The sequence below is a fragment of the Pedococcus sp. P2_E4 genome (assembly GCF_056403935.1).
This window is the reverse complement of record NZ_JBFUEO010000053.1, coordinates 1-18,127: the sequence shown is the minus strand read 5'-3', so window position 1 is coordinate 18,127 and position 18,127 is coordinate 1. Positions and strand designations below refer to the sequence as shown.

At 71.8% G+C, this 18,127-nt stretch carries 16 protein-coding genes; all 16 read right to left on the bottom strand.

Annotated features, from left to right (window positions below; all coding sequences use genetic code 11):
• Nucleotides 1–331: hypothetical protein (locus tag AC1DV7_RS16755; RefSeq protein WP_477598463.1), on the bottom strand; the 331-nt coding region annotated here is incomplete at its 3' end.
• A 237-nt stretch (nucleotides 332–568) separates the two neighbouring features.
• The gene (locus AC1DV7_RS16750) at nucleotides 569–1,873 is read right to left on the bottom strand and encodes a DivIVA domain-containing protein (RefSeq protein WP_477598462.1); all 1,305 of its coding nucleotides are present in this window, start codon (nucleotides 1,871–1,873) and stop codon (nucleotides 569–571) included.
• Nucleotides 1,874–1,975: 102 nt separating this feature from the next.
• Nucleotides 1,976–2,260 carry a YggT family protein gene (locus AC1DV7_RS16745; RefSeq protein ID WP_477598461.1) on the bottom strand — a complete coding sequence of 95 codons (285 nt, stop codon included), beginning with the start codon at nucleotides 2,258–2,260 and terminating at the stop codon, nucleotides 1,976–1,978.
• 42 nt (nucleotides 2,261–2,302) lie between these two features.
• Nucleotides 2,303–2,782, bottom strand: coding sequence for a cell division protein SepF (locus AC1DV7_RS16740; RefSeq protein ID WP_477598460.1), 480 nt, complete (start codon nucleotides 2,780–2,782; stop codon nucleotides 2,303–2,305).
• A 55-nt stretch (nucleotides 2,783–2,837) separates the two neighbouring features.
• Nucleotides 2,838–3,563, bottom strand: coding sequence for a YggS family pyridoxal phosphate-dependent enzyme (locus AC1DV7_RS16735; protein WP_477598459.1), 726 nt, complete (start codon nucleotides 3,561–3,563; stop codon nucleotides 2,838–2,840).
• Nucleotides 3,560–4,282 carry a peptidoglycan editing factor PgeF gene (pgeF, locus tag AC1DV7_RS16730; protein WP_477598458.1) on the bottom strand — a complete coding sequence of 241 codons (723 nt, stop codon included), beginning with the start codon at nucleotides 4,280–4,282 and terminating at the stop codon, nucleotides 3,560–3,562. Before pgeF ends, AC1DV7_RS16735 begins: the two co-directional genes overlap by 4 nt.
• Before the next feature lie 97 nt (nucleotides 4,283–4,379).
• On the bottom strand, nucleotides 4,380–5,645 hold the full coding sequence (gene ftsZ / locus AC1DV7_RS16725; protein ID WP_477598457.1) for a cell division protein FtsZ: 1,266 nt from the start codon (nucleotides 5,643–5,645) through the stop codon (nucleotides 4,380–4,382).
• A gap of 365 nt (nucleotides 5,646–6,010) precedes the next feature.
• Entirely contained in the window at nucleotides 6,011–6,769 is a 759-nt protein-coding gene (locus AC1DV7_RS16720) for a cell division protein FtsQ/DivIB (protein WP_477598456.1), read from the bottom strand.
• Nucleotides 6,766–8,205 carry a UDP-N-acetylmuramate--L-alanine ligase gene (gene murC, locus AC1DV7_RS16715; RefSeq protein ID WP_477598455.1) on the bottom strand — a complete coding sequence of 480 codons (1,440 nt, stop codon included), beginning with the start codon at nucleotides 8,203–8,205 and terminating at the stop codon, nucleotides 6,766–6,768. The genes AC1DV7_RS16720 and murC overlap by 4 nt, the downstream gene beginning before the upstream one ends.
• Nucleotides 8,202–9,314 carry an undecaprenyldiphospho-muramoylpentapeptide beta-N-acetylglucosaminyltransferase gene (gene murG, locus AC1DV7_RS16710; RefSeq protein ID WP_477598454.1) on the bottom strand — a complete coding sequence of 371 codons (1,113 nt, stop codon included), beginning with the start codon at nucleotides 9,312–9,314 and terminating at the stop codon, nucleotides 8,202–8,204. The genes murC and murG overlap by 4 nt, the downstream gene beginning before the upstream one ends.
• Nucleotides 9,311–10,636: a putative lipid II flippase FtsW gene (ftsW, locus tag AC1DV7_RS16705; RefSeq protein WP_477598453.1), complete on the bottom strand. Its 1,326-nt coding sequence runs from the start codon at nucleotides 10,634–10,636 to the stop codon at nucleotides 9,311–9,313. Before ftsW ends, murG begins: the two co-directional genes overlap by 4 nt.
• Before the next feature lie 2 nt (nucleotides 10,637–10,638).
• Nucleotides 10,639–12,138, bottom strand: a complete 1,500-nt coding sequence (gene murD / locus AC1DV7_RS16700; protein WP_477598452.1) for a UDP-N-acetylmuramoyl-L-alanine--D-glutamate ligase — start codon at nucleotides 12,136–12,138, stop codon at nucleotides 10,639–10,641.
• Nucleotides 12,135–13,217 (bottom strand): phospho-N-acetylmuramoyl-pentapeptide-transferase, encoded by a 1,083-nt coding sequence (gene mraY, locus AC1DV7_RS16695; RefSeq protein ID WP_477598451.1) that lies wholly within the window; start codon nucleotides 13,215–13,217, stop codon nucleotides 12,135–12,137. Before mraY ends, murD begins: the two co-directional genes overlap by 4 nt.
• Nucleotides 13,214–14,683 (bottom strand): UDP-N-acetylmuramoyl-tripeptide--D-alanyl-D-alanine ligase, encoded by a 1,470-nt coding sequence (locus AC1DV7_RS16690; protein WP_477598450.1) that lies wholly within the window; start codon nucleotides 14,681–14,683, stop codon nucleotides 13,214–13,216. The genes mraY and AC1DV7_RS16690 overlap by 4 nt, the downstream gene beginning before the upstream one ends.
• Nucleotides 14,680–16,236 (bottom strand): UDP-N-acetylmuramoyl-L-alanyl-D-glutamate--2,6-diaminopimelate ligase, encoded by a 1,557-nt coding sequence (locus AC1DV7_RS16685; RefSeq protein ID WP_477598449.1) that lies wholly within the window; start codon nucleotides 16,234–16,236, stop codon nucleotides 14,680–14,682. Before AC1DV7_RS16685 ends, AC1DV7_RS16690 begins: the two co-directional genes overlap by 4 nt.
• 17 nt (nucleotides 16,237–16,253) lie before the next feature.
• Nucleotides 16,254–18,127: peptidoglycan D,D-transpeptidase FtsI family protein (locus tag AC1DV7_RS16680; RefSeq protein ID WP_477598447.1), on the bottom strand; the 1,874-nt coding region annotated here is incomplete at its 5' end.

The following is an 18,127-nucleotide window of genomic DNA, read 5'->3' as shown; positions in this document are numbered from 1 at the left end:
CCTTCTTGGCCGGTGCCGCCTTCTTGGCCGGTGCCGCCTTCTTGGCCGGTGCCGCCTTCTTGGCCGGTGCCGCCTTCTTGGCCGGTGCCGCCTTCTTGGCCGGTGCCGCCTTCTTGGCCGGTGCCGCCTTCTTGGCCGGTGCCGCCTTCTTCGCGGGCGCGGCCTTCTTGGCCGGGGCAGCCTTCTTGGCCGGTGCCGCCTTCTTCGCCGGGGCAGCCTTCTTCGCCGGGGCAGCCCTCTTTACCGGGGCAGCCTTCTTCGCGGGCGCGGCCTTCTTCGCCGGGGCAGCCCTCTTCGCGGGCGCAGCCTTCCGCCCCGGAGTGCTCTTCACTGCGGCTCTCGCCTTGTCTGCCATGAGTTCAGCCCGGCCCCTCGGTCGCGGGGCGCTCCGTGTCGAGCGCCAACAGGTGCCGCGAGGATAAGCGCAGAAGGCTTCACGCTCAACGCCAAAACACCAACTTGGACCCACGGCATACCGCGTGCACCGCAAAACGCGGCGAAGGCGCCCACCGCGATGCGGTGGGCGCCTTCGTGCTCTGCCGGACCTGCCGGGTCGTGCAGGGCGTGCCTACTGGTGCTGCTCCTGCTGCTCCTGCTGCTCCTGCTCGCCCTCGCCCTGCTCGTCCTCGGGCTCCATGCCGGTGCCGTCGAGGTCCTTGAGCTGGTCCTCGATGTACGACTTCAGGCGGGCGCGGTAGTCGCGCTCGAAGGTGCGCAGCTCGTCGATCTTCTTCTCGAGCAGGCTCCGCTCCCGGCCGAGCTCCTCGAGGATCTGCGCCTTCTTCTGCTGCGCCTCGTGGACCATCCCCGTGGACCGCTCGCGGGCCTCGGTGATCATCTGCTCGTGCTTCGAGGTGGCCTCGCCGACCAGCTGGTCGTGGCGGGCCTGGGCCTCGGACAGCAGCTCGTCGTGCTTGGTCTGCCCGACGTTGAGCAGCTCGTCGTGCCGCGCCTGGCCGGTGTTGACCAGCTCGTCGTGCCGGGACTGCCCCGCCCCGACCAGCTCGTCGTGCCGGGTCTGTGCCTCGCTGATGAGGCGGTCGCGGGTCGACTCACCCTGACCGACGTGCTCGTCGTGCAGTCGCTGGGCCATCTCGAGCAGTGCTGCCGCGCTGGCACCACCACTACCGGCTGCGGCGGCGCCGAGCGCAGCGGCCTGCGGGGCGTCGCCCTGGACCTGGGCCGCCTGGGCCTGGACCTCCTGGGCGCGCTGGTCGCGGTCGGCCAGCTCCTGCTGCAGCCGCTGCTGCTCTGCCCGCAGCTGCTCGGCCTCCTTGGCGGCCTGCTCCTGGACCTGCTGGAGCTTGGCCTCGGCCTCCTTGGCACGAGCCTCGGCCTGGGCCTCGGCCTCCTTGGCACGGGCCTCGGCCTGGGCCACACGGTCGTCGGCGGCCTTGGCGCTGTCGGCGTCGTGGGCAGCCAGGCCCTCGCGGGCGCCGGCGATGCGGGCCTGGGCGGCCTTCTCGGCCTCTTCGGCACGCGCCTTGGCGACCTGCTCGGCCTCGTCGGCCTTGGCCTGCGCTGCCGCGATGCGCTGCTGCGCGGCCTTCTCGGCTTCCGCAGCCTTGGCCTCGAGTGCGGCGATCCGCTCCTTCGAGGCCGCAGCGGCCTTGGCCTCGGCCTCCTCGGCGGCCTTGAGGTCGGCGGCCTTGCGCTGCGCCGCAGCGGGGTCGGCCTTGGCGACCGGGGTCATGCCCTTGGACGAGCGGCACTCGTTGAGCTGGTCGCGCAGGTCGTCGGAATCCTTGACGATGCGGCGCATCTCGGCGACGACCTCGTCGAGGAAGTCGTCGACCTCGCGCTCGTCGTAGCCACGCCGGAACTGGGTCGGCGTGAAGTTCTTGTTGAGGACGTCCTCGGGCGAAAGCGTCATGTAGTCACCTCGGTTGGCTGTCATGAGCAGAGCAGGTCAAGCATCCCAGAGTTCAGGGCAGGTGCCAGCCTAGGGGATGACGACCGGGCCCTGTGAGTCGTCTTACACGATCCTCATGAGGACCGTCGTGGCCACCATCAGGACCAGGAAAGCCAGGTCGAGACGGACGCTCCCGAGCGTCAGGGGCGGGATCACCTTGCGCAACGCCCGCAGGGGCGGGTCGGTGACGGTGTAGATCAGCTCGGCCACGACCAGCAGGGCCCCGCGAGGTCGCCACTGCCGGGCGAAGGCCTGGACCCAGTCCAGCACCAGGCGCCCGAGCAGCACGATGAAGAAGAGGAACAGCGCAAACCGCAGGACGCTGCCCACCGGGCCGGGTATGAGCATGGGATCACCCTGCCATGCGGGGCTGGGCGGGACCTGTGCGGGTCAGCTCTGGTTGAACAGGCCGCGGCCGGTGGGGGCCGCCGGGCTGTCCTCTGCCGCCACCTCGACGTGGGCCGGCGACAGCAGGAACACCTTGGAGGTGACCCGCTCGATCGAGCCGTGCAGGCCAAAGACGAGCCCTGCCGCGAAGTCGACGAGACGCTTGGCGTCGGCGTCGTCCATGTCCGAGAGGTTCATGATCACCGGCGTGCCCTCGCGGAACGACTCGCCGATGTTCTTGGCCTCGTTGTACGTGCGGGGGTGGATCGTGGTGATGCGGTTCAGCGCGCCCACCTCGACGTCACGCACGACCCGCGCCACGGGGGTGCGCTGCGGGAGCTGGGTCACGGCAGCGGACCGCTCGACCGGCGTCTCGGCCCGCGCGGCCGGCTCGTCGTAGTCGTAGTCGTCATACCCGTCATAGCGCTCGTCGTCCTCGGCGAGCCCGAGGTACACCATCGTCTTGCGCAGCGCCCCAGCCATGAGAGCTCCCTTTGGTTCCGTGCGTGTGTCGAACTGGTCGTCTTCGCGACTGAAGTTACCGGTGTGACTGCCGAGAACCGAGGATTGCGCTCCCGACACGCAGGAGAGTCGCGCCGTGCGCGACAGCCGCCTCGAGGTCCGCGCTCATGCCCGCGGAGAGCCAGGTGGCGCCCGGGTGCGCCTGCCGTATGCCGTGCGCCAGCTCCTCGAGCCGGGCGAAGGCCGCGGCCGGGTCGGCTCCGAGGGGGGCCACGGCCATCAGCCCCTTGAGCTCCAGATGCTCCGCCTCGGCGATCAGGTGGGCGAGGTCGGCCGCCCCCTCCGGTCGGACGCCCCCGCGGCCGGGGTGGTCGTCGAGGCAGACCTGGAGCAGGACCGCAGGGCGCACCGCGTGGCCGGCGGCGGCGCGGTCGAGCGCCGCCACGAGCTTCGGGCGGTCGACCGAGTGGATGACGTCGGCGTAGCGCACGACCGACGCCGCCTTGTTCGTCTGCAGCTGGCCGATGAAATGCACCCTCAGCTGGTCCCTGCGGGTCAGCTCGGCCACCTTGGCGGCGGCCTCCCGGTCGCGGTTCTCCCCCACGTCCCGCACCCCGAGGTCGGTCAGCAGCTCGACGTCGGACGCGGGAAAGAACTTGGTGACGACCACGAGGCCCACGTCGCCGGGGTCCCGGCCCGCGGCCCGGCACGCCGCGTCGACCCGTCCACGCACCGCGCCGAGGTTGTGCGCCAGCTCGTCCCGCCGACTCTGCACGACGGCGCTGCTCGGGAGGTCCGTCACGGCGCGAGCACCACGACGCCGGCGAACCGTCCGGTGACCCCGTCCCTGCGGTGCGAGAAGTACTGCTCGTCCTCGCGCGCGCATCCCGGGATCCACTGCACGGCAACATCATTCGCTGTGAGCTGGGCGACCACGCCGGCCGCCACGTCGATGGCCGGGGTGCCGGACCACGAGACGGTCGACGTCTCGGGCGACACCGCCGCGGCGACGGCGCGCATGTCCGCGGGCACCTCATAGCAGCGCCCGCAGACCGACGGACCCACTAAGGCCACGAGGTTCCGGGCCCCGAGGTCGCGCATGGCCTCGACGGCCACGTCGACGATGCGTCCGACCATGCCCGGTCGTCCCGCGTGCACCGCACCGACGACTCCCGCCTCGAGGTCGGCGAGCAGCACCGGCGTGCAGTCGGCGACCAGGGCCGCGAGGGCCAACCCGCGGGTCGCCGTGACGACGCCGTCCGCCGCGGGCGCCCCGGCCTCGCCCCATGGGCCGTCGGCCACGACGACGTCGTTGCCATGGCACTGCTGGAGGAACAGGAGGCGATTCCGTTGCACGCCAAGGGAATTCGCCACAGCGGTGCGGTTTGCCTCGACCGCGTCAGGCGCGTCGCCCACGTGGCCACCGAGGTTGAGGGACGCGAAGGGAGGCTGGCTCTGGCCACCGTCCCGGTTCGTGAAGCCCCACGTCACGGGACCGGTCTGCGCACGCCAGGAGAACACGCCCCCAACCTACGACACCGGACACCTCGGCCCACGCGAAGGGGCCGCCACGCCGGTGCGGTGTGGCGGCCCCCTCGAGTCGGGCTCTGCGCGTCGACTACTTCAGGAAGTCCGGGACGTCGAGGTCGTCTGCCTCGTCGAACGTGACGGTGCGCGGCGGACGACCTGCGGACTCGCGGGCCGGAGCGTGCTCCTGGTGCGTGGCCGGGACCATGACGGGCTCGCGCACCGGGGCCGGCTCGGGCTGGCTGACCGCCGGCGCCGTGGCCGGGGACTGCTGGACCGGTGCGGGCGCCTGGTGCGACGGGGCCGAGGAACCGTTGGTGGCCACGGGCGCTGCCGGAGCGGCCGCCTGCGGGGGGCGGGACGAGCCCTGGATCGTGCCGATGGCGCGGTCGTTCTCGCGCTTGAGCGGCGCTCCCCCGTCGAAGCCAGCGGCGATCACGGTCACCCGCACCTCGTCGCCGAGCGCGTCGTCGATGACGGCCCCGAAGATGATGTTGGCCTCGGGGTGCGCGGCCTCCTGCACCAGTCGGGCTGCCTCGTTGATCTCGAACAGGCCGAGGTCGCTGCCACCCTGGATCGACAGCAGCACGCCGTGCGCGCCGTCGATGCTCGCCTCGAGCAACGGGCTGGAGATGGCCAGCTCGGCGGCCTGGACCGCGCGGTCGTCGCCCCGCGACGACCCGATGCCCATGAGCGCCGACCCCGCGCCCTGCATGACCGACTTGACGTCGGCGAAGTCGAGGTTGATCAGACCCGGGGTGGTGATCAGGTCGGTGATGCCCTGCACACCGGAGAGCAGGACCTGGTCTGCGGAGCGGAAGGCGTCGAGCATGCTGACCGCACGGTCGCTGATCGACAGCAGCCGGTCGTTCGGGATGACGATGAGGGTGTCGACCTCCTCGCGCAGGTTGCTGATCCCGGTCTCGGCCTGGTTGGCGCGACGACGGCCCTCGAACGTGAAGGGGCGGGTCACCACCCCGATGGTCAGGGCCCCCAGACCGCGCGCGATCTTGGCGACGACCGGCGCGCCTCCGGTGCCCGTGCCGCCACCCTCGCCTGCGGTGACGAAGACCATGTCGGCGCCCTTGAGCACCTCCTCGATCTCCTCGGCGTGGTCCTCGGCGGCCTTCTTGCCGACCTCGGGGTCGGCGCCGGCGCCCAGACCACGGGTGAGCTCACGACCCACGTCCAGCTTGACGTCGGCATCACTCATCAGCAGCGCCTGGGCGTCGGTGTTGATGGCGATGAACTCAACGCCCTTGAGGCCGACCTCGATCATGCGGTTGATGGCGTTGACGCCACCGCCGCCGATGCCGACGACCTTGATGACGGCCAGGTAGTTCTGCGGTGCTGCCACGGCGTGGGCCTCTCCTGAAAGCGGTGCTCTTGATGATGCGGTGCGCTTGGGGCTGGGAATGCTGCTGATAATCTCTCAACCTCAAGTTAAGACTGAGACTTATGTCAATCTCCGGTGTCGCCGACGCTATGCGCCGAGGGAGGTGCAATCAAACAGATCGGCCGCGTGTCGCAGCACGGATTCACCCGATTTCGGCAGGGCGCTCGACCGGAACGTCCCGCCTTTCACATCAGTCACTTTAGCCTCATCCGTCACATGCCCCCACCGCGCGGCCCGTGACCGTGCGCCAGCCCTCCCGGAGCCGACCGGGGGCGTGCGGGCGAGCGTGCCGGCGAGCGTGCGGGGGAGCATCTGGGAGAGCCGTCTCAGCGCGTCACCGGGGTGTCCGGAGCACTGACGTCGATCACCTTCGGCTTCCCCTTGAGCAACGCCTGCATGATGGCAAGCTTGCGCTCGGGCTCCTCGACGCCGCCCCACACGACGGACGTCCGGCCGATCGTCATCGTGACCAGGTTGGCGCTGCTCACGGTGACCTTCGAGACCCGCTGGTGCAGGCTGGGCGGCAGCACGCGCACCACGCTGACGGCGGCAGCCAGGGCGTCCCGGGAGAGCGCGGCCTGGCTCGCGGCGTTCACCACGGGGACCCCCTTGGGGGCCGTGCTCACCTCGGCGTACGCGAGGCCGCCCCCATCTACAACCTGTAGTTGACCTTGAGGGTTCTTGACCACCAGGAACGGCACCCTCGGGCTCGCGTGGATGACGAGGGTGCTGGGCCAGGAACGCTCGATCGAGACGTCCGCGAGGGTGGCCAGCTCGGCCACCCGGGCCGAGACGGCGTCGTCGTCCACCCGGGCCAGGGGCTCCCCCAGCGGCACGTCGGCCAGGGCCTTGATGCGCGCCACCTGGTCCTGGGGCACGCCGACGACCTCGACGGTGCGCACCGCCAGCAGCGGGCTGAACCCCACCACCCAGCCGACCAGGGCGACGACGACGAGCAGCCCTGCGACATACCCGGCGAGCCGCAGGGGGCGGCGCCGCACCTCGGCGGCGCGGTGCTGGAACCGGGCCCGGGACGAGGCCAGACCGGTGCTGCCGCCGGGGCGGCCGGAGGTCCGCAGGCTCATGCGCGCGAGAGGGCCCGCAGGATCTCCGGGCCGATCATGGTGACGTCGCCCGCACCGACGGTGAGGACGAGGTCGCCGGGACGGACACGGACCGCGACGGCGTCGGCGACCGAGGACCACGACGTGATGACCTCGACGTCGGCGTCCTCACGGGCGGCGCGCAGCGCGTCGGCCACGAGCAGGGACGAGACGCCGGGGACCGGGTCCTCGCGGGCGCCGTAGATCTCCATGAGGACGACTGCGTCGGCTGGCGCGAGGGCTGCTCCGAACTCGGCGGCGAAGTCGCGGGTGCGTGAGTACAGGTGGGGCTGGAAGACCACGACGAGGCGACCGGTGCCGGCGACCAGCTGGGCTCCGGTGCCCACGACCGCCGCCACCTTGCCCGGGTTGTGGGCGTAGTCGTCGACGACGGTCACGCCACCGGCGGTGCCCTTGGGCTCGAACCGCCGCCGCGTGCCGGTGAACCCGAAGAGCCCGTCGAGGACGCGGGTCGGGTCCTGGCCCAGACCCTCGACCGCTGCGGCGTAGGCAGCCGCGGCGTTGAGCAGGTTGTGCCGTCCCGGGATGTTGATGCGCAGTGCGCGGGTCTGCCCGTCGGGCCCGGTGAGGTCGACCCGGCCCATCAGGCCACGGAACACCTCTCCCGACAGGACGAGGTCTGCCTCGGGCGACCAGCCGTAGGTCAGCACCCGGGTGCCGGCCGCGCGGGCCAGATCGGCGAGGTGGCGCGACCCCTCGTCGTCGTGGCAGGCGACGAGCAGGCCACCGGGCGTGATCGACTCCGCGAAGGCGGCATAGGCCTCCTGGACGTGCTCGAACGTGCCGTAGAAGTCGAGGTGGTCGGGCTGGACGTTCGTGACGATCGCGACCTCGGGGCGGTAGACGAGGAACGAGCCGTCGCTCTCGTCGGCCTCGGCGACGAAGACGTCGCCGGTGCCCCAGTGCGCGTTGGTGCCGTGCTTGGCCAGCTCTCCCCCGGCCGCGAACGACGGGTCGATCCCGCAGTGCTGCAAGGCGACCGTGAGCATCGACGTGGTGGTGGTCTTGCCGTTGGCCCCCGCCACGGCGACCCGTCGTGACCCGGCCATCGTGCTGGCCAGCGCCTGGGACCGGTGCAACACGCGCAGTCCCGCCGCTCGGGCAGCGGCGAGCTCGACGTTGGTGTCACGGATCGCCGAGGAGATGACGACCGTGTCCTTGCCCTCGAGGTGTGCCGGGTCGTGTCCGACGTGGACGTCGGCGCCCTCGGAGGCGAGCGCCCGCAGGACCGGCGACTCCCTGGCGTCGGAGCCGCTGACGACACAGCCCCTGGCGAGCATCACCCGGGCTACCCCGGACATCCCCGCGCCGCCGATGGCGATGAAGTGGACCGCACCGAGGTCCTCGAGCGGCACGGCCGGTGCGGTGAAGTCGAAGCGGGCGTTCTGGCCGTTCATCGAGCGCTCCGGCCCGGCCGGGCGTACGCCGCGTCGACCATGTCGGCGAGCAGCTCGTCGGCGCCCCGCTCGCCGGTCGCGGCCGACGCGCGCGCCATCTGCTCCAGCCGGTCACGGTCGGAGACGAGGGGGACCAGGGTGGCGTCGATCCAGCCACCGGTGAACGCCGCGTCGTCGACGAGGAGCCCGCCACCGGCAGCGACGACGTCGGCGGCGTTGTAGCGCTGTTCGCCGTTGCCGATGGGCAGCGGCACGTAGACGGCGGGAAGGCCCACGGCGGTGAGCTCGCAGACCGTGTTGGCACCCGCGCGGGCCACCACGATGTCGGCCGCGGCGTAGGCGAGGTCCATCCGATCGGCATACGGGGCCACGACGTAGGGGGCGCCGCCGGTCTCCACCGCGGGCACGAACTCCTTGCCGGCGCCGGTGAGGTGCAGCACCTGGACGCCGGCACGGGACAGCTCGGCGACCCGGGACTCGAAGGCCGTGTTGAGGCGCTGGGCACCGAGCGACCCGCCGGTCACGAGCAGGGTCGGCCAGTGCGGCTCGAGCCCGAAGTGCGCCAGCGCGTCGGGGCGGGTGGCCTCGCGGTCGAGCTGGGCGATCTCACGACGCAACGGCATGCCGATCGCGGTGGCGTGGGCCAGGCGTGTGCTGCGGAAGGTCGTCGCGACGTAGGTCGTCATGCGCGCGCCCAGGCGGTTGGCGACACCGGGCCGGGCGTTCTGCTCGTGGACCACCACCGGGACCCGCCGACGGCGCGCCGCGAGGTAGGCCGGGGTGGAGACGTAGCCGCCGAACCCGACCACGACCTCGGCACCGGTGTCGACGATCGCCCGCTCGGCGGCTGCGACCGCGGCGCGCAGGTTGCCCGGCAGCCGCAGGAGGTCGGCTGAGGGCCGGCGCGGGAGCGGGACCTTGGGGACCGTCAGGAGGGGGTAGCCGCGCTCGGGGACCAGCCGGCTCTCGAGCCCGGTCTGGGTGCCCAGTGCGGTGACGACGACCTCGGGGTTGCGGCGACGCAGGCAGTCGGCCAGAGCCAGGAGCGGCGAGACGTGTCCGGCGGTGCCGCCACCGGCGAGGAGGACCGATGCGGGACCGTCGCTCATCGGCGCCGCGCTCGTCGGCTCGGCAGGACCGCCAGCGACCGCCGCACGACGGACGGCTTGGCCGACAGCGCCGCGGCACAGCCGGGCTCCTGACGCGCGAAGGACAACAGGATGCCGAGGGCGAACATCGTCGTCATGAGGGACGAACCGCCGTAGGACACCAGCGGCAGGGGCACGCCGATCACCGGGAGCAGGCCGATGACGGCCCCGATGTTGATGACGGCCTGGCAGATGATCCAGGCCATCACCCCTGCGGTCGCGATGCGGACGAACAAGTCGTTGCTGCGCAGCACGATCCGGTAGCAGACCAGCGCCAGCGCGCAGAAGAGCGCGAGCAGGACGAGGGTGCCCGGGAGCCCGAGCTCCTCGCCGAGGATGGCGAAGATGAAGTCGTTGTGCGCCTCGGGGAGCCACTGCCACTTCTCGCGGCTGGCGCCGAGACCCACCCCCCACCACCCGCCGTCGGCGAGGGCGTAGCGGCCGTGCAGTGGTTGACGCGCGGCGCCGTAGGGGTTGGTGTCCTTGCCCAGCCACACGTCGAAGCGGGCCAGCCGGTTGGGGCTGGTGACGACCAGCGTGACGGCACCCGCCACCATCGCGGCACCACCCCAGACGAAGAGCCGGTGTGGCACCCCCGCGGCGAACAGCACGGCCGCGACGACACCGACCATCACCATCGCGGTGCCCAGGTCGTGACCGGCGAGGACGAGGACCAGGGTCAGCGCCACCACGGGGACGACGTACGGCACGAGGACGTGGCGGATCCGGCCGAGCGACCGGCGCTTGGCCGACAGCACGGCGGCTCCGACGAGCACGAGCCCGATCTTGGCGAACTCCGACGGCTGCAGGGTGAACGAGCCGATGGCCAGCCAGTTCCGGTTGCCGTTGACGGTCACACCGAGGGGGCTGAAGACGAGCAGCTGGGCGAACAGCGCGCCGGCGAGGATCGGCAGCGAGAGAGCCTTCCAGGCCCGGACCGGCACCCGGGAGGCCACGAGCATCGCCACGCCGCCCAGCGCCGCGAAGACGAGCTGCTTGCGGAAGTAGACGTACGGGGTCGCGTTGTCCGACTCGACGAGTGACTTCACCGACGAAGCCGACAGCACCATGATCAGCCCGATGACGACGAGGACCACGGTGACCGACAGGAGCACGTAGTAGCTGGTGACCGGGGCGTCGAGGCGGTGCAGCCAGCTGCCGGCACTGGTCGTGGTGCCCGCGGAGGCCGGGCCACCCGCGTCGGTGGAGCCGCCGGCGGGCTGGGTGCCCTGGTGGCGCGACGAGGGCCGCGCCTTGGGGGGCGCGGCGGTGGTACTGCTCACGGCTACTCCCCCTGCGGCCCGGACGCCGCAGCACGCCGGCCGACCGCTGCGACGAAGGCGTCGCCGCGGGCGCCGTAGTTGGCGAACATGTCCATGGACGCGGCCGCCGGGGCGAGCAGCACGACGTCACCGGGCTCGGCGAGGTCGGCGGCACGGGCCACCACGAGGTCCATCACGTCCATGCCACCAGTGTCCGTGCTGGGCACGTCGACGACGGGGACATCCGGCGCGTGTCGGGCCAGCGCATCGGCGATCTGAGCACGGTCGGCCCCGATGAGGACGGCTCCCCGCAGCCGCGGGGCGGCCTCGCGGACCAGCTCGTCGACGTCGGCGCCCTTGAGCAGGCCGCCGGCCACCCACACGATGTGCTCGAAGCTCGCCAGCGACGCGGCCGCGGCGTGCGGATTGGTCGCCTTGGAGTCGTCGACGTAGCGCACGCCCTCGACCGTGCCCGCCTCCGCGATCCGGTGCGGGTCCGGCGTGAACGCCCGCAGCCCGTCGCGCACCGCGAGGGGCGGCACGCCGTAGGCGCGGGCCAGTGCCGCGGCGGCGAGGGCGTTGGCCAGCTGGTGCGGCGCCAGCGTCGGGGCGGCGCCGCGGACGTCGTCGAGGGTGGCCAGCTCGGCCGCAGACGTCTTGCGCTGCTCGACGAAGGCGCGGTCGGCCACGATGTCGTCGACCACCCCGACCATCGAGAGCCCGGGGGTGCCCAGCGTGAAGCCGATCGCGCGGCATCCCTCTTGGACGTCGGCGTCCATCACGAGCCGCTCGGTGGCCTCGTCCTGCACGTTGTAGACACAGGCCACCTTGGTGCCCGCGTAGACCTTGCCCTTGGCCCGCGTGTAGTCCTCGAGCGACCCGTGCCAGTCGACGTGGTCGGGGGCGATGTTCAGGCAGGCGGAGGCGTACGGCTGCAGGGAGTCCGACCAGTGCAGCTGGAAGCTCGACAGCTCGACGGCGATGACGTCGAAGGGCTCGGGGTGCAGGACCGCCTCGAGGATCGGGGTGCCGACGTTGCCGGCCGCGGTCGCCCGCAGGCCGGCGGCGCGCAGCATCGACGCGAGCATGTTGACCGTGGTCGTCTTGCCGTTGGTGCCGGTGATCGTGAGCCACGGCGCCGGACCCACCTCGGGGCGCATCCGCCAGGCCAGCTCGACCTCGCCCCAGATGGGGATGCCCGCCTGTCCGGCCGCCACGAGCAGCGGTTGGTCGGGCCGCCACCCCGGGGAGGTGACGACGAGGTCGGTCTCGCCCTCCGGCATACCGGTGACGTGCTCGGGACCCAGGCGGACGTCCACTCCGAGGATGTCGAGGATGCGGGCGCGTTCGCCGAGTGCGGTGTTGACCGCGGGGTCTCCCCCGTCGACCGCGACCACGCGGGCGCCTCGCTCGTGGAGGGCGTCGGCGGCCGCGAAGCCACTCACCCCGAGGCCGGTCACGACCACGCGGATGCCGCCCCAGTCGGCACCGCCGCTGGTCAGGCCGTCGAGCCGCCCGCTCACGCCGCTCCCACGACCCACTCTGCGTAAAACAGGCCGAGTCCGAGCGCGACGAACAGGCCCGCGATGATCCAGAACCTGATGACGATGGTGACCTCGTTCCACCCGAGCAGCTCGAAGTGGTGCTGCAGCGGCGCCATCCGGAACACCCGTCTGCCAGTCATCTTGAACGAGCCGACCTGGATGATGACCGAGAGCGTGATGGCGACGAACAGGCCGCCGAGGATGACGACGAGCAGCTCGGTGCGGGTCGTGATCGCCAGGCCCGCGAGGGCTCCGCCGAGGGCGAGGGAGCCGGTGTCGCCCATGAAGATCTTGGCCGGGGACGCGTTCCACCACAGGAAGCCGAAGCACGCACCCATCGCGGCCGCGGCCACCACGGCCAGGTCTCGGGAGTCGCGCACCTCGTAGCACTTCAGCCCCGGCGTCACCTGGCAGTTCTGGTTGCCCTGCCAGATGCCGATCAGCACGTAGGCCGCGAAGACCATGACGGAGGCACCGGTCGCCAGCCCGTCGAGGCCGTCGGTGAGGTTCACGCCGTTGGAGGTGCCGGCGATCATGATGTTGGCCCAGATGACGAACAGGATCAGCCCGATGAGGCTGCCCGCGAACGCCAGGTCGATGGGCAGGTCCCGGACGAACGAGATGTGGGTCGACGCGGGCGTCCGGTGGGTCGAGCTCGGGAACTGCAGCGCGAGGATGGCGAAGACGACGGCGACCAGGGTCTGCCCCGCGAGCTTCTCACCAGAGCGCAGCCCGAGGCTGCGCTGCTTGGAGATCTTGATGTAGTCGTCGAGGAAGCCGACCAGCCCGAGCCCGGACATGAGGAACAGCACGAGCAGGCCGCTCCACGTGGGCTTGGTCGCCGTGAGCAGGTGTGCGAGCCCGTATGCCGTGAGGCTGGCGCCGATGATGATCGCGCCACCCATGGTGGGCGTGCCTCGCTTGGTGTGGTGCGACGTGGGCCCGTCGTCGCGGATGAACTGCCCGTAGCCCTGGCGCACGAGGAACTTGATGAACATGGGGGTGCCGAACAGGGCACCCACGAGGGAGATGACGGCTGCGAGCAGCACCGCCTTCACGTCGTGCCCTCCCTCTGTGTGGTGGTCGTTCCCGGCTGGGCGTCGGTGGGCCGGACCTCCGAGTGCTCGGCGATCCGGTCCCCGAGCCACCGTAGTCCCGCATCGCGGCTGGACTTGAACAACACGACGTCACCGGGGGCGAGTTCTTGGGCGAGCAGCGCCTCGGCCGCGTCGGCGTCCGGCACCCACACTGCCTCGTCGCCCCAGGACCCCTCGTGCTGGGCCCCGCTGGCCATCGGCCGCGCCGTGTCGCCGACGACGACGAGGCGGCTGATGTTGAGCCGCACCGCGAGGCGCCCGATGGCGTCGTGCTCGGTGGTCGAGTCCTCACCGAGCTCGAGCATCGAGCCGAGCACCGCCCAGGTGCGACGGGGTTGGCCGTCGGGCGTGCGGTTCATGGCGACGAGGGCCTTGAGAGCGGCCCGCATCGAGTCGGGGTTGGCGTTGTAGGCGTCGTTGACCACCGTGACCCCGTCAGCGCGCTCGGTGACCTCCATCCGCCACCGGGAGGCAGGGGTCGCCGTGCGCAGGACCCTCACCGTGAGGTCGAGGTCGAGGCCGCATTCGAGCGCCACCGCGACCACCGCCAGTGCGTTGCCGACGTGGTGCTCACCGTGGAGGGGCAGCTCGACCTCAGCCTCACCTCGAGGGGTGGCCACGGTGAACGTGGGGCGTCCCGACCCGTCGAGCCGGATGTCCGTGGCGCGGACCTGGGCCTCGGCGCCGGTGCCGACCAGCTGCACGCGGGCGCTCGTCGACGCGGCCATCGCACGCACCACCGGGTCGTCGGCGTTGAGGACGGCCAGGCCGTCCGCGGGCAGTGCGGCGACCAGCTCGGCCTTGGCGCGGCCGATCGCCTCGCGGGAGCCGAACTCGCCCACGTGCGCGGTGCCCACGTTGAGCTCGACGCCGATGCTGGGCGGTGCGATCGTCGTGAGGTACTGGATGTGGCCCACCCCTCTGGCCCCCATCTCGACGACCAGGTAACGGGTGTCCGGCTCGACGCGGAAGACGGTGAGTGGCACGCCGACCTCGGAGTTGAGCGAGCCGACCGGCGCCACCGTGGGGGCCGAGGCCGACAGCACGGCGGCGAGGAGGTCCTTGGTGGACGTCTTGCCCGACGAGCCGGTGATCCCGATGACGGTGAGGTCGGGGTGACGGTCCACGACGGCGCGGGCCAGTGCGGCCAGTCCGCCCTGGATGTCGTCGACCACCACGCACGGCAGCTCGTCGACCTCGCGGGTGGTCATCGCGGCGACGGCCCCGAGGTCGCGGGCGCCGGCGACGAACTGGTGCCCGTCCATCGCCTCGCCGATCCGGGCGATGTAGAGCCCGCCCGGCCCGGCCTCGCGCGAGTCGGTGACGACCGGGCCGTCCACGACGAGGGCCTGAGCGGCGGTGTCGTCGATGCCGTGGAGGCGGCCACCGACCACGTCGGCGACCTCCTTGAGGGAGAAGGGGATCACGAGTCACCTGCTGTGGTCGTCGCGTCGTCGAGGGTGGCCTGCAGGGCCTTGCGCACCTCGTCGCGGTCGTCGAACGGGTGCACCGTGCCGGCGATCTCCTGGCCTGTCTCGTGCCCCTTGCCGACGACGGCGACGACGCTGCCGGGACCTGCCGCGTGGGCGGCCCGCACTGCGGTCTCGATTGCTGCGGCGCGTCCGTCGACCTCGCGGAGCACGACGGGTCTGGCGGGCTCGAGGTCCCTCGCCCCGTCGAGGACGGCCGCCCGGATCAGCGCCGGGTCCTCGGTGCGTGGGTTGTCGTCGGTGACGACGACGATGTCGGCGTGCGACGCAGCGGCGGCGCCCATGGCCGCCCGCTTGCCACGGTCGCGGTCACCACCGGCGCCGAGCACGACGACGAGGCTGCCGGTGGTCGCGGGCCGCAGTGCCTTCAGGGCCGCTGCCACGGCGTCGGGGGTGTGGGCGTAGTCGACGACGACCAGCGGCAGGCCGAGGTCGCCCGGAGCCGGGACGTCCACGCGCTCCATCCGCCCGGGGACGTGCGGGTCCTCGAGCAGCGCGCGCTCGGTGGTGGCGGCGTCGAGGCCACCGGCCATCAGCGCCAGTGCAGCCATCGCCGTGTTGACCCGGTTGAAGTCGCCCGGCAGGGCCGAGCGCAGGGCCAGCGTCGTGGTGCCGTCGGTCAGGCCGAGGTCGGCCGGCTGCTCGCCCGGCAGGAGGCGCCAGTCGGCCTCGACGTCAGGCAACGAGGTCACGGTCGTCACCGGGACGCCCGCCGTCGCCGCCAGCTCACGACCCCACTCGTCGTCGACGCACACGATCCCGCGCCGCGACCGCTGCGGGGTGAACAGGCTCGCCTTGGCCTCGAAGTAGTCGCGCATCGTCGGGTGGAAGTCGAGGTGGTCCTGGGAAAGGTTGGTGAAGAGCGCGACGTCGTAGACGACGCCGTCGACCCGGTGCTGGCTGAGGGCGTGGCTCGAGACCTCCATGACGCAGGCGTCGACCGACCGCTCGGTCATGACCGCGAGCAATGCGTGCAGGACGGTGGCCTCGGGGGTCGTGCGCACGCTCTTGATGCGCTCGTCGCCGATGCGGGTCTCGACGGTCCCGATCAACCCGGTCCTGCGCCCGAGTGCCGTCAGCGCCGAGCTGACCAGGTAGGCCGTCGTGGTCTTGCCGTTCGTGCCGGTCACGCCGTACATCGTCATCGGCAGCTCGGCGGTGCCGTAGACCGCTCGCGCCACCTGGCCCACGACCGAGCGCGGGGACTCCACGACGACGGTCGGGACCTCGAGGCCTGCGGTTGCCAGCACCTGCGCCCCCGCGGCGTCGGTGAGCACCGCCACGGCACCGGACTCGAGCGCCTGGGCCGCGTAGGAGGCGCCGTGCGCGTTGGCGCCCGGGAGGGCGGCATACAGGTCGCCGGGGGCGATGTCCTGGGAGCTGAGGCTGACGCCGGTCACGGTCGCCGAGCCCCGGAGGTCACCGCCGACGAGGTCGGCCACGACCGACAGCGGGGTCGCGTGGACGGACGTGGGACGGGGGGACGACACGGAACGCGAGACTACCGTCAGCCCCGGTTGCGGGCTGCAGCCGACTGCCGGTCGCGCAGGACGGTCGGGTCACTCTTGGCGGGGGTGTCGCCCGGCTTGATCTTCACCGCGGGCGCCTTGGTGCCGGTCGGCGGGATCCGCAGCTCCTGGAGCGCGTAGGTCATGACGTCGTGGAACACGGGTCCGGCCACCACGCCGCCGAAGTAGCCCTTGACCGGGCGCTGGAGGGTCACGGCGACGACGATCTCGGGGTCGTCTGCGGGGGCGAAGCCGATGAAGCTGGCCGTCTTGCCGGAGTAGCCGCCGACGCGGGCGTCGTAGCGGTCGGCGGTGCCGGTCTTGCCCGCCACGCGGTAGCCGTCGATCTTGGCCTCGGGGGCGGTGCCCTCCTTGCCGACCACTCCCTCGAGCATGTCGCGCAGCGTGGAGGACGTCTGGGCCGAGATCACCTTGACGGGCTTCTGCTGGGGCGTGGGGGTCCAGCCACCGTGGCCGTCGCTCACCCCCGCCACGATCCGCGGCGGCACCCGGACCCCGTTGTTGGCGATGGTCTGGAAGACGCCGGCCGCCTGGAGGGCGTTGACGGACAGGCCCTGGCCGTACATGACGGTGTAGCGCTGCGAGCCGCTCATGTCCTTGACGCTGGTCAGCAGGCCGGGGCTCTCGCCGGGGAAGTTCATCCCGGACTCCTGGCCGAGCCCGAACTTGCGGTAGTAGTCGTAGAGGGTGGAGGGCTTCATCTTCTCGCCCGCCAGGACGGTGCCGATGTTGCTCGACTGGGCGAGGACCCCGGTGAAGGTGAGGTACTCCGTCGGGTGGTCGTGGCTGTCCTTGAACTCGCTGCCGACGCGGTGGATGCGGTTGGGCACCTCGACGACGGTGGACGGGGTCACGACCCCCTCCTCGAGAGCAGCTGCCGCCGTCATGACCTTGGCCGTCGAGCCCGGCTCGTAGACGTCGGCCCACGCCTTGTTGGTCCAGTTCTCGGAGGACTGCCCCGGCTGGTTGGGGTCGAACGTCGGGTAGGAGGCGACGGCCAGCAGGTCGCCGGTCTTGGCGTTCATGGCGACCACCGTCCCCGAGAGGGCGTGGGTCTCGATGACCTTCTGGGCCACGGCGTTCTGGGCGAACCACTGCAGGTCGGAGTCGATCGTGAGCTGGACGTCCTTGCCGGCCACCGGGTTGGTCGTCTCCTGGCGGGCGTTCGGGATCGGCATGCCGTCCTGGGAGTGCTCGGAGACCGTCCGGCCGGCGGTGCCCTTGAGGCTCTTGTCCATGAGCACCTCGAGCCCGCCACCGGCCGACCCGTCGGACTGCACGAAGCCGACCAGCGACGCGGCGGCTGTCGACGTGGGGTAGGTGCGGTCGGAGGTCGCCTCCGAGTAGATGCCGTTGACCCGGAGCTCGGAGATCTTGCGCCAGTTGAGCGGCGTGATGTTCTTCTGGAGGATGCGGTACCTCGAGGTGCCGGTCAGCTCCTTGGTCAGTTCCTCGACCGGGATCCCCAGCAACGGCGACAGGTCGGCGGCGGCCCCGGCGACCCCGACCTTGGTGCGGACGCCGTCGACCTTCTTGACGTACTCCGGCACGGCCGTCTGGTCGACGGTCACCGTGCGGCGCTCGATGCTCGAGGCGAGGATCGTGCCGTCGCGGTCGACGATGGACCCCCGCAGGGCCGGCAGCGCCACGGTGGTCGTGCGGTTGGACTGCGCATCGGCCGAGACCGCTGAGGCGTCGAAGCCCTGCAGCCGCAGCAGCTGGGCCGCGAAGATGCTGAAGACGAAGAGCACGACGACCGTCATCGCGCGCATCCGCCGGCGCGGGCTGGCACCCTCGAGGCGCATCCGCCGGGACGACGGCTTGCGCGGCGGCGCGGTGCGCGTGGGGCGGC

What these genes read in the sequence shown, in the direction of transcription:
- AC1DV7_RS16750 (WP_477598462.1), bottom strand. Translation starts at nt 1,873, where the DNA reads ATGACGCTTTCGCCCGAGGACGTCCTCAACAAGAACTTCACGCCGACC.
- AC1DV7_RS16745 (WP_477598461.1), bottom strand. Translation starts at nt 2,260, where the DNA reads ATGCTCATACCCGGCCCGGTGGGCAGCGTCCTGCGGTTTGCGCTGTTC.
- AC1DV7_RS16740 (WP_477598460.1), bottom strand. Translation starts at nt 2,782, where the DNA reads ATGGCTGGGGCGCTGCGCAAGACGATGGTGTACCTCGGGCTCGCCGAG.
- AC1DV7_RS16720 (WP_477598456.1), bottom strand. Translation starts at nt 6,769, where the DNA reads ATGAGCCTGCGGACCTCCGGCCGCCCCGGCGGCAGCACCGGTCTGGCC.
- murC (WP_477598455.1), bottom strand. Translation starts at nt 8,205, where the DNA reads ATGAACGGCCAGAACGCCCGCTTCGACTTCACCGCACCGGCCGTGCCG.
- murG (WP_477598454.1), bottom strand. Translation starts at nt 9,314, where the DNA reads ATGAGCGACGGTCCCGCATCGGTCCTCCTCGCCGGTGGCGGCACCGCC.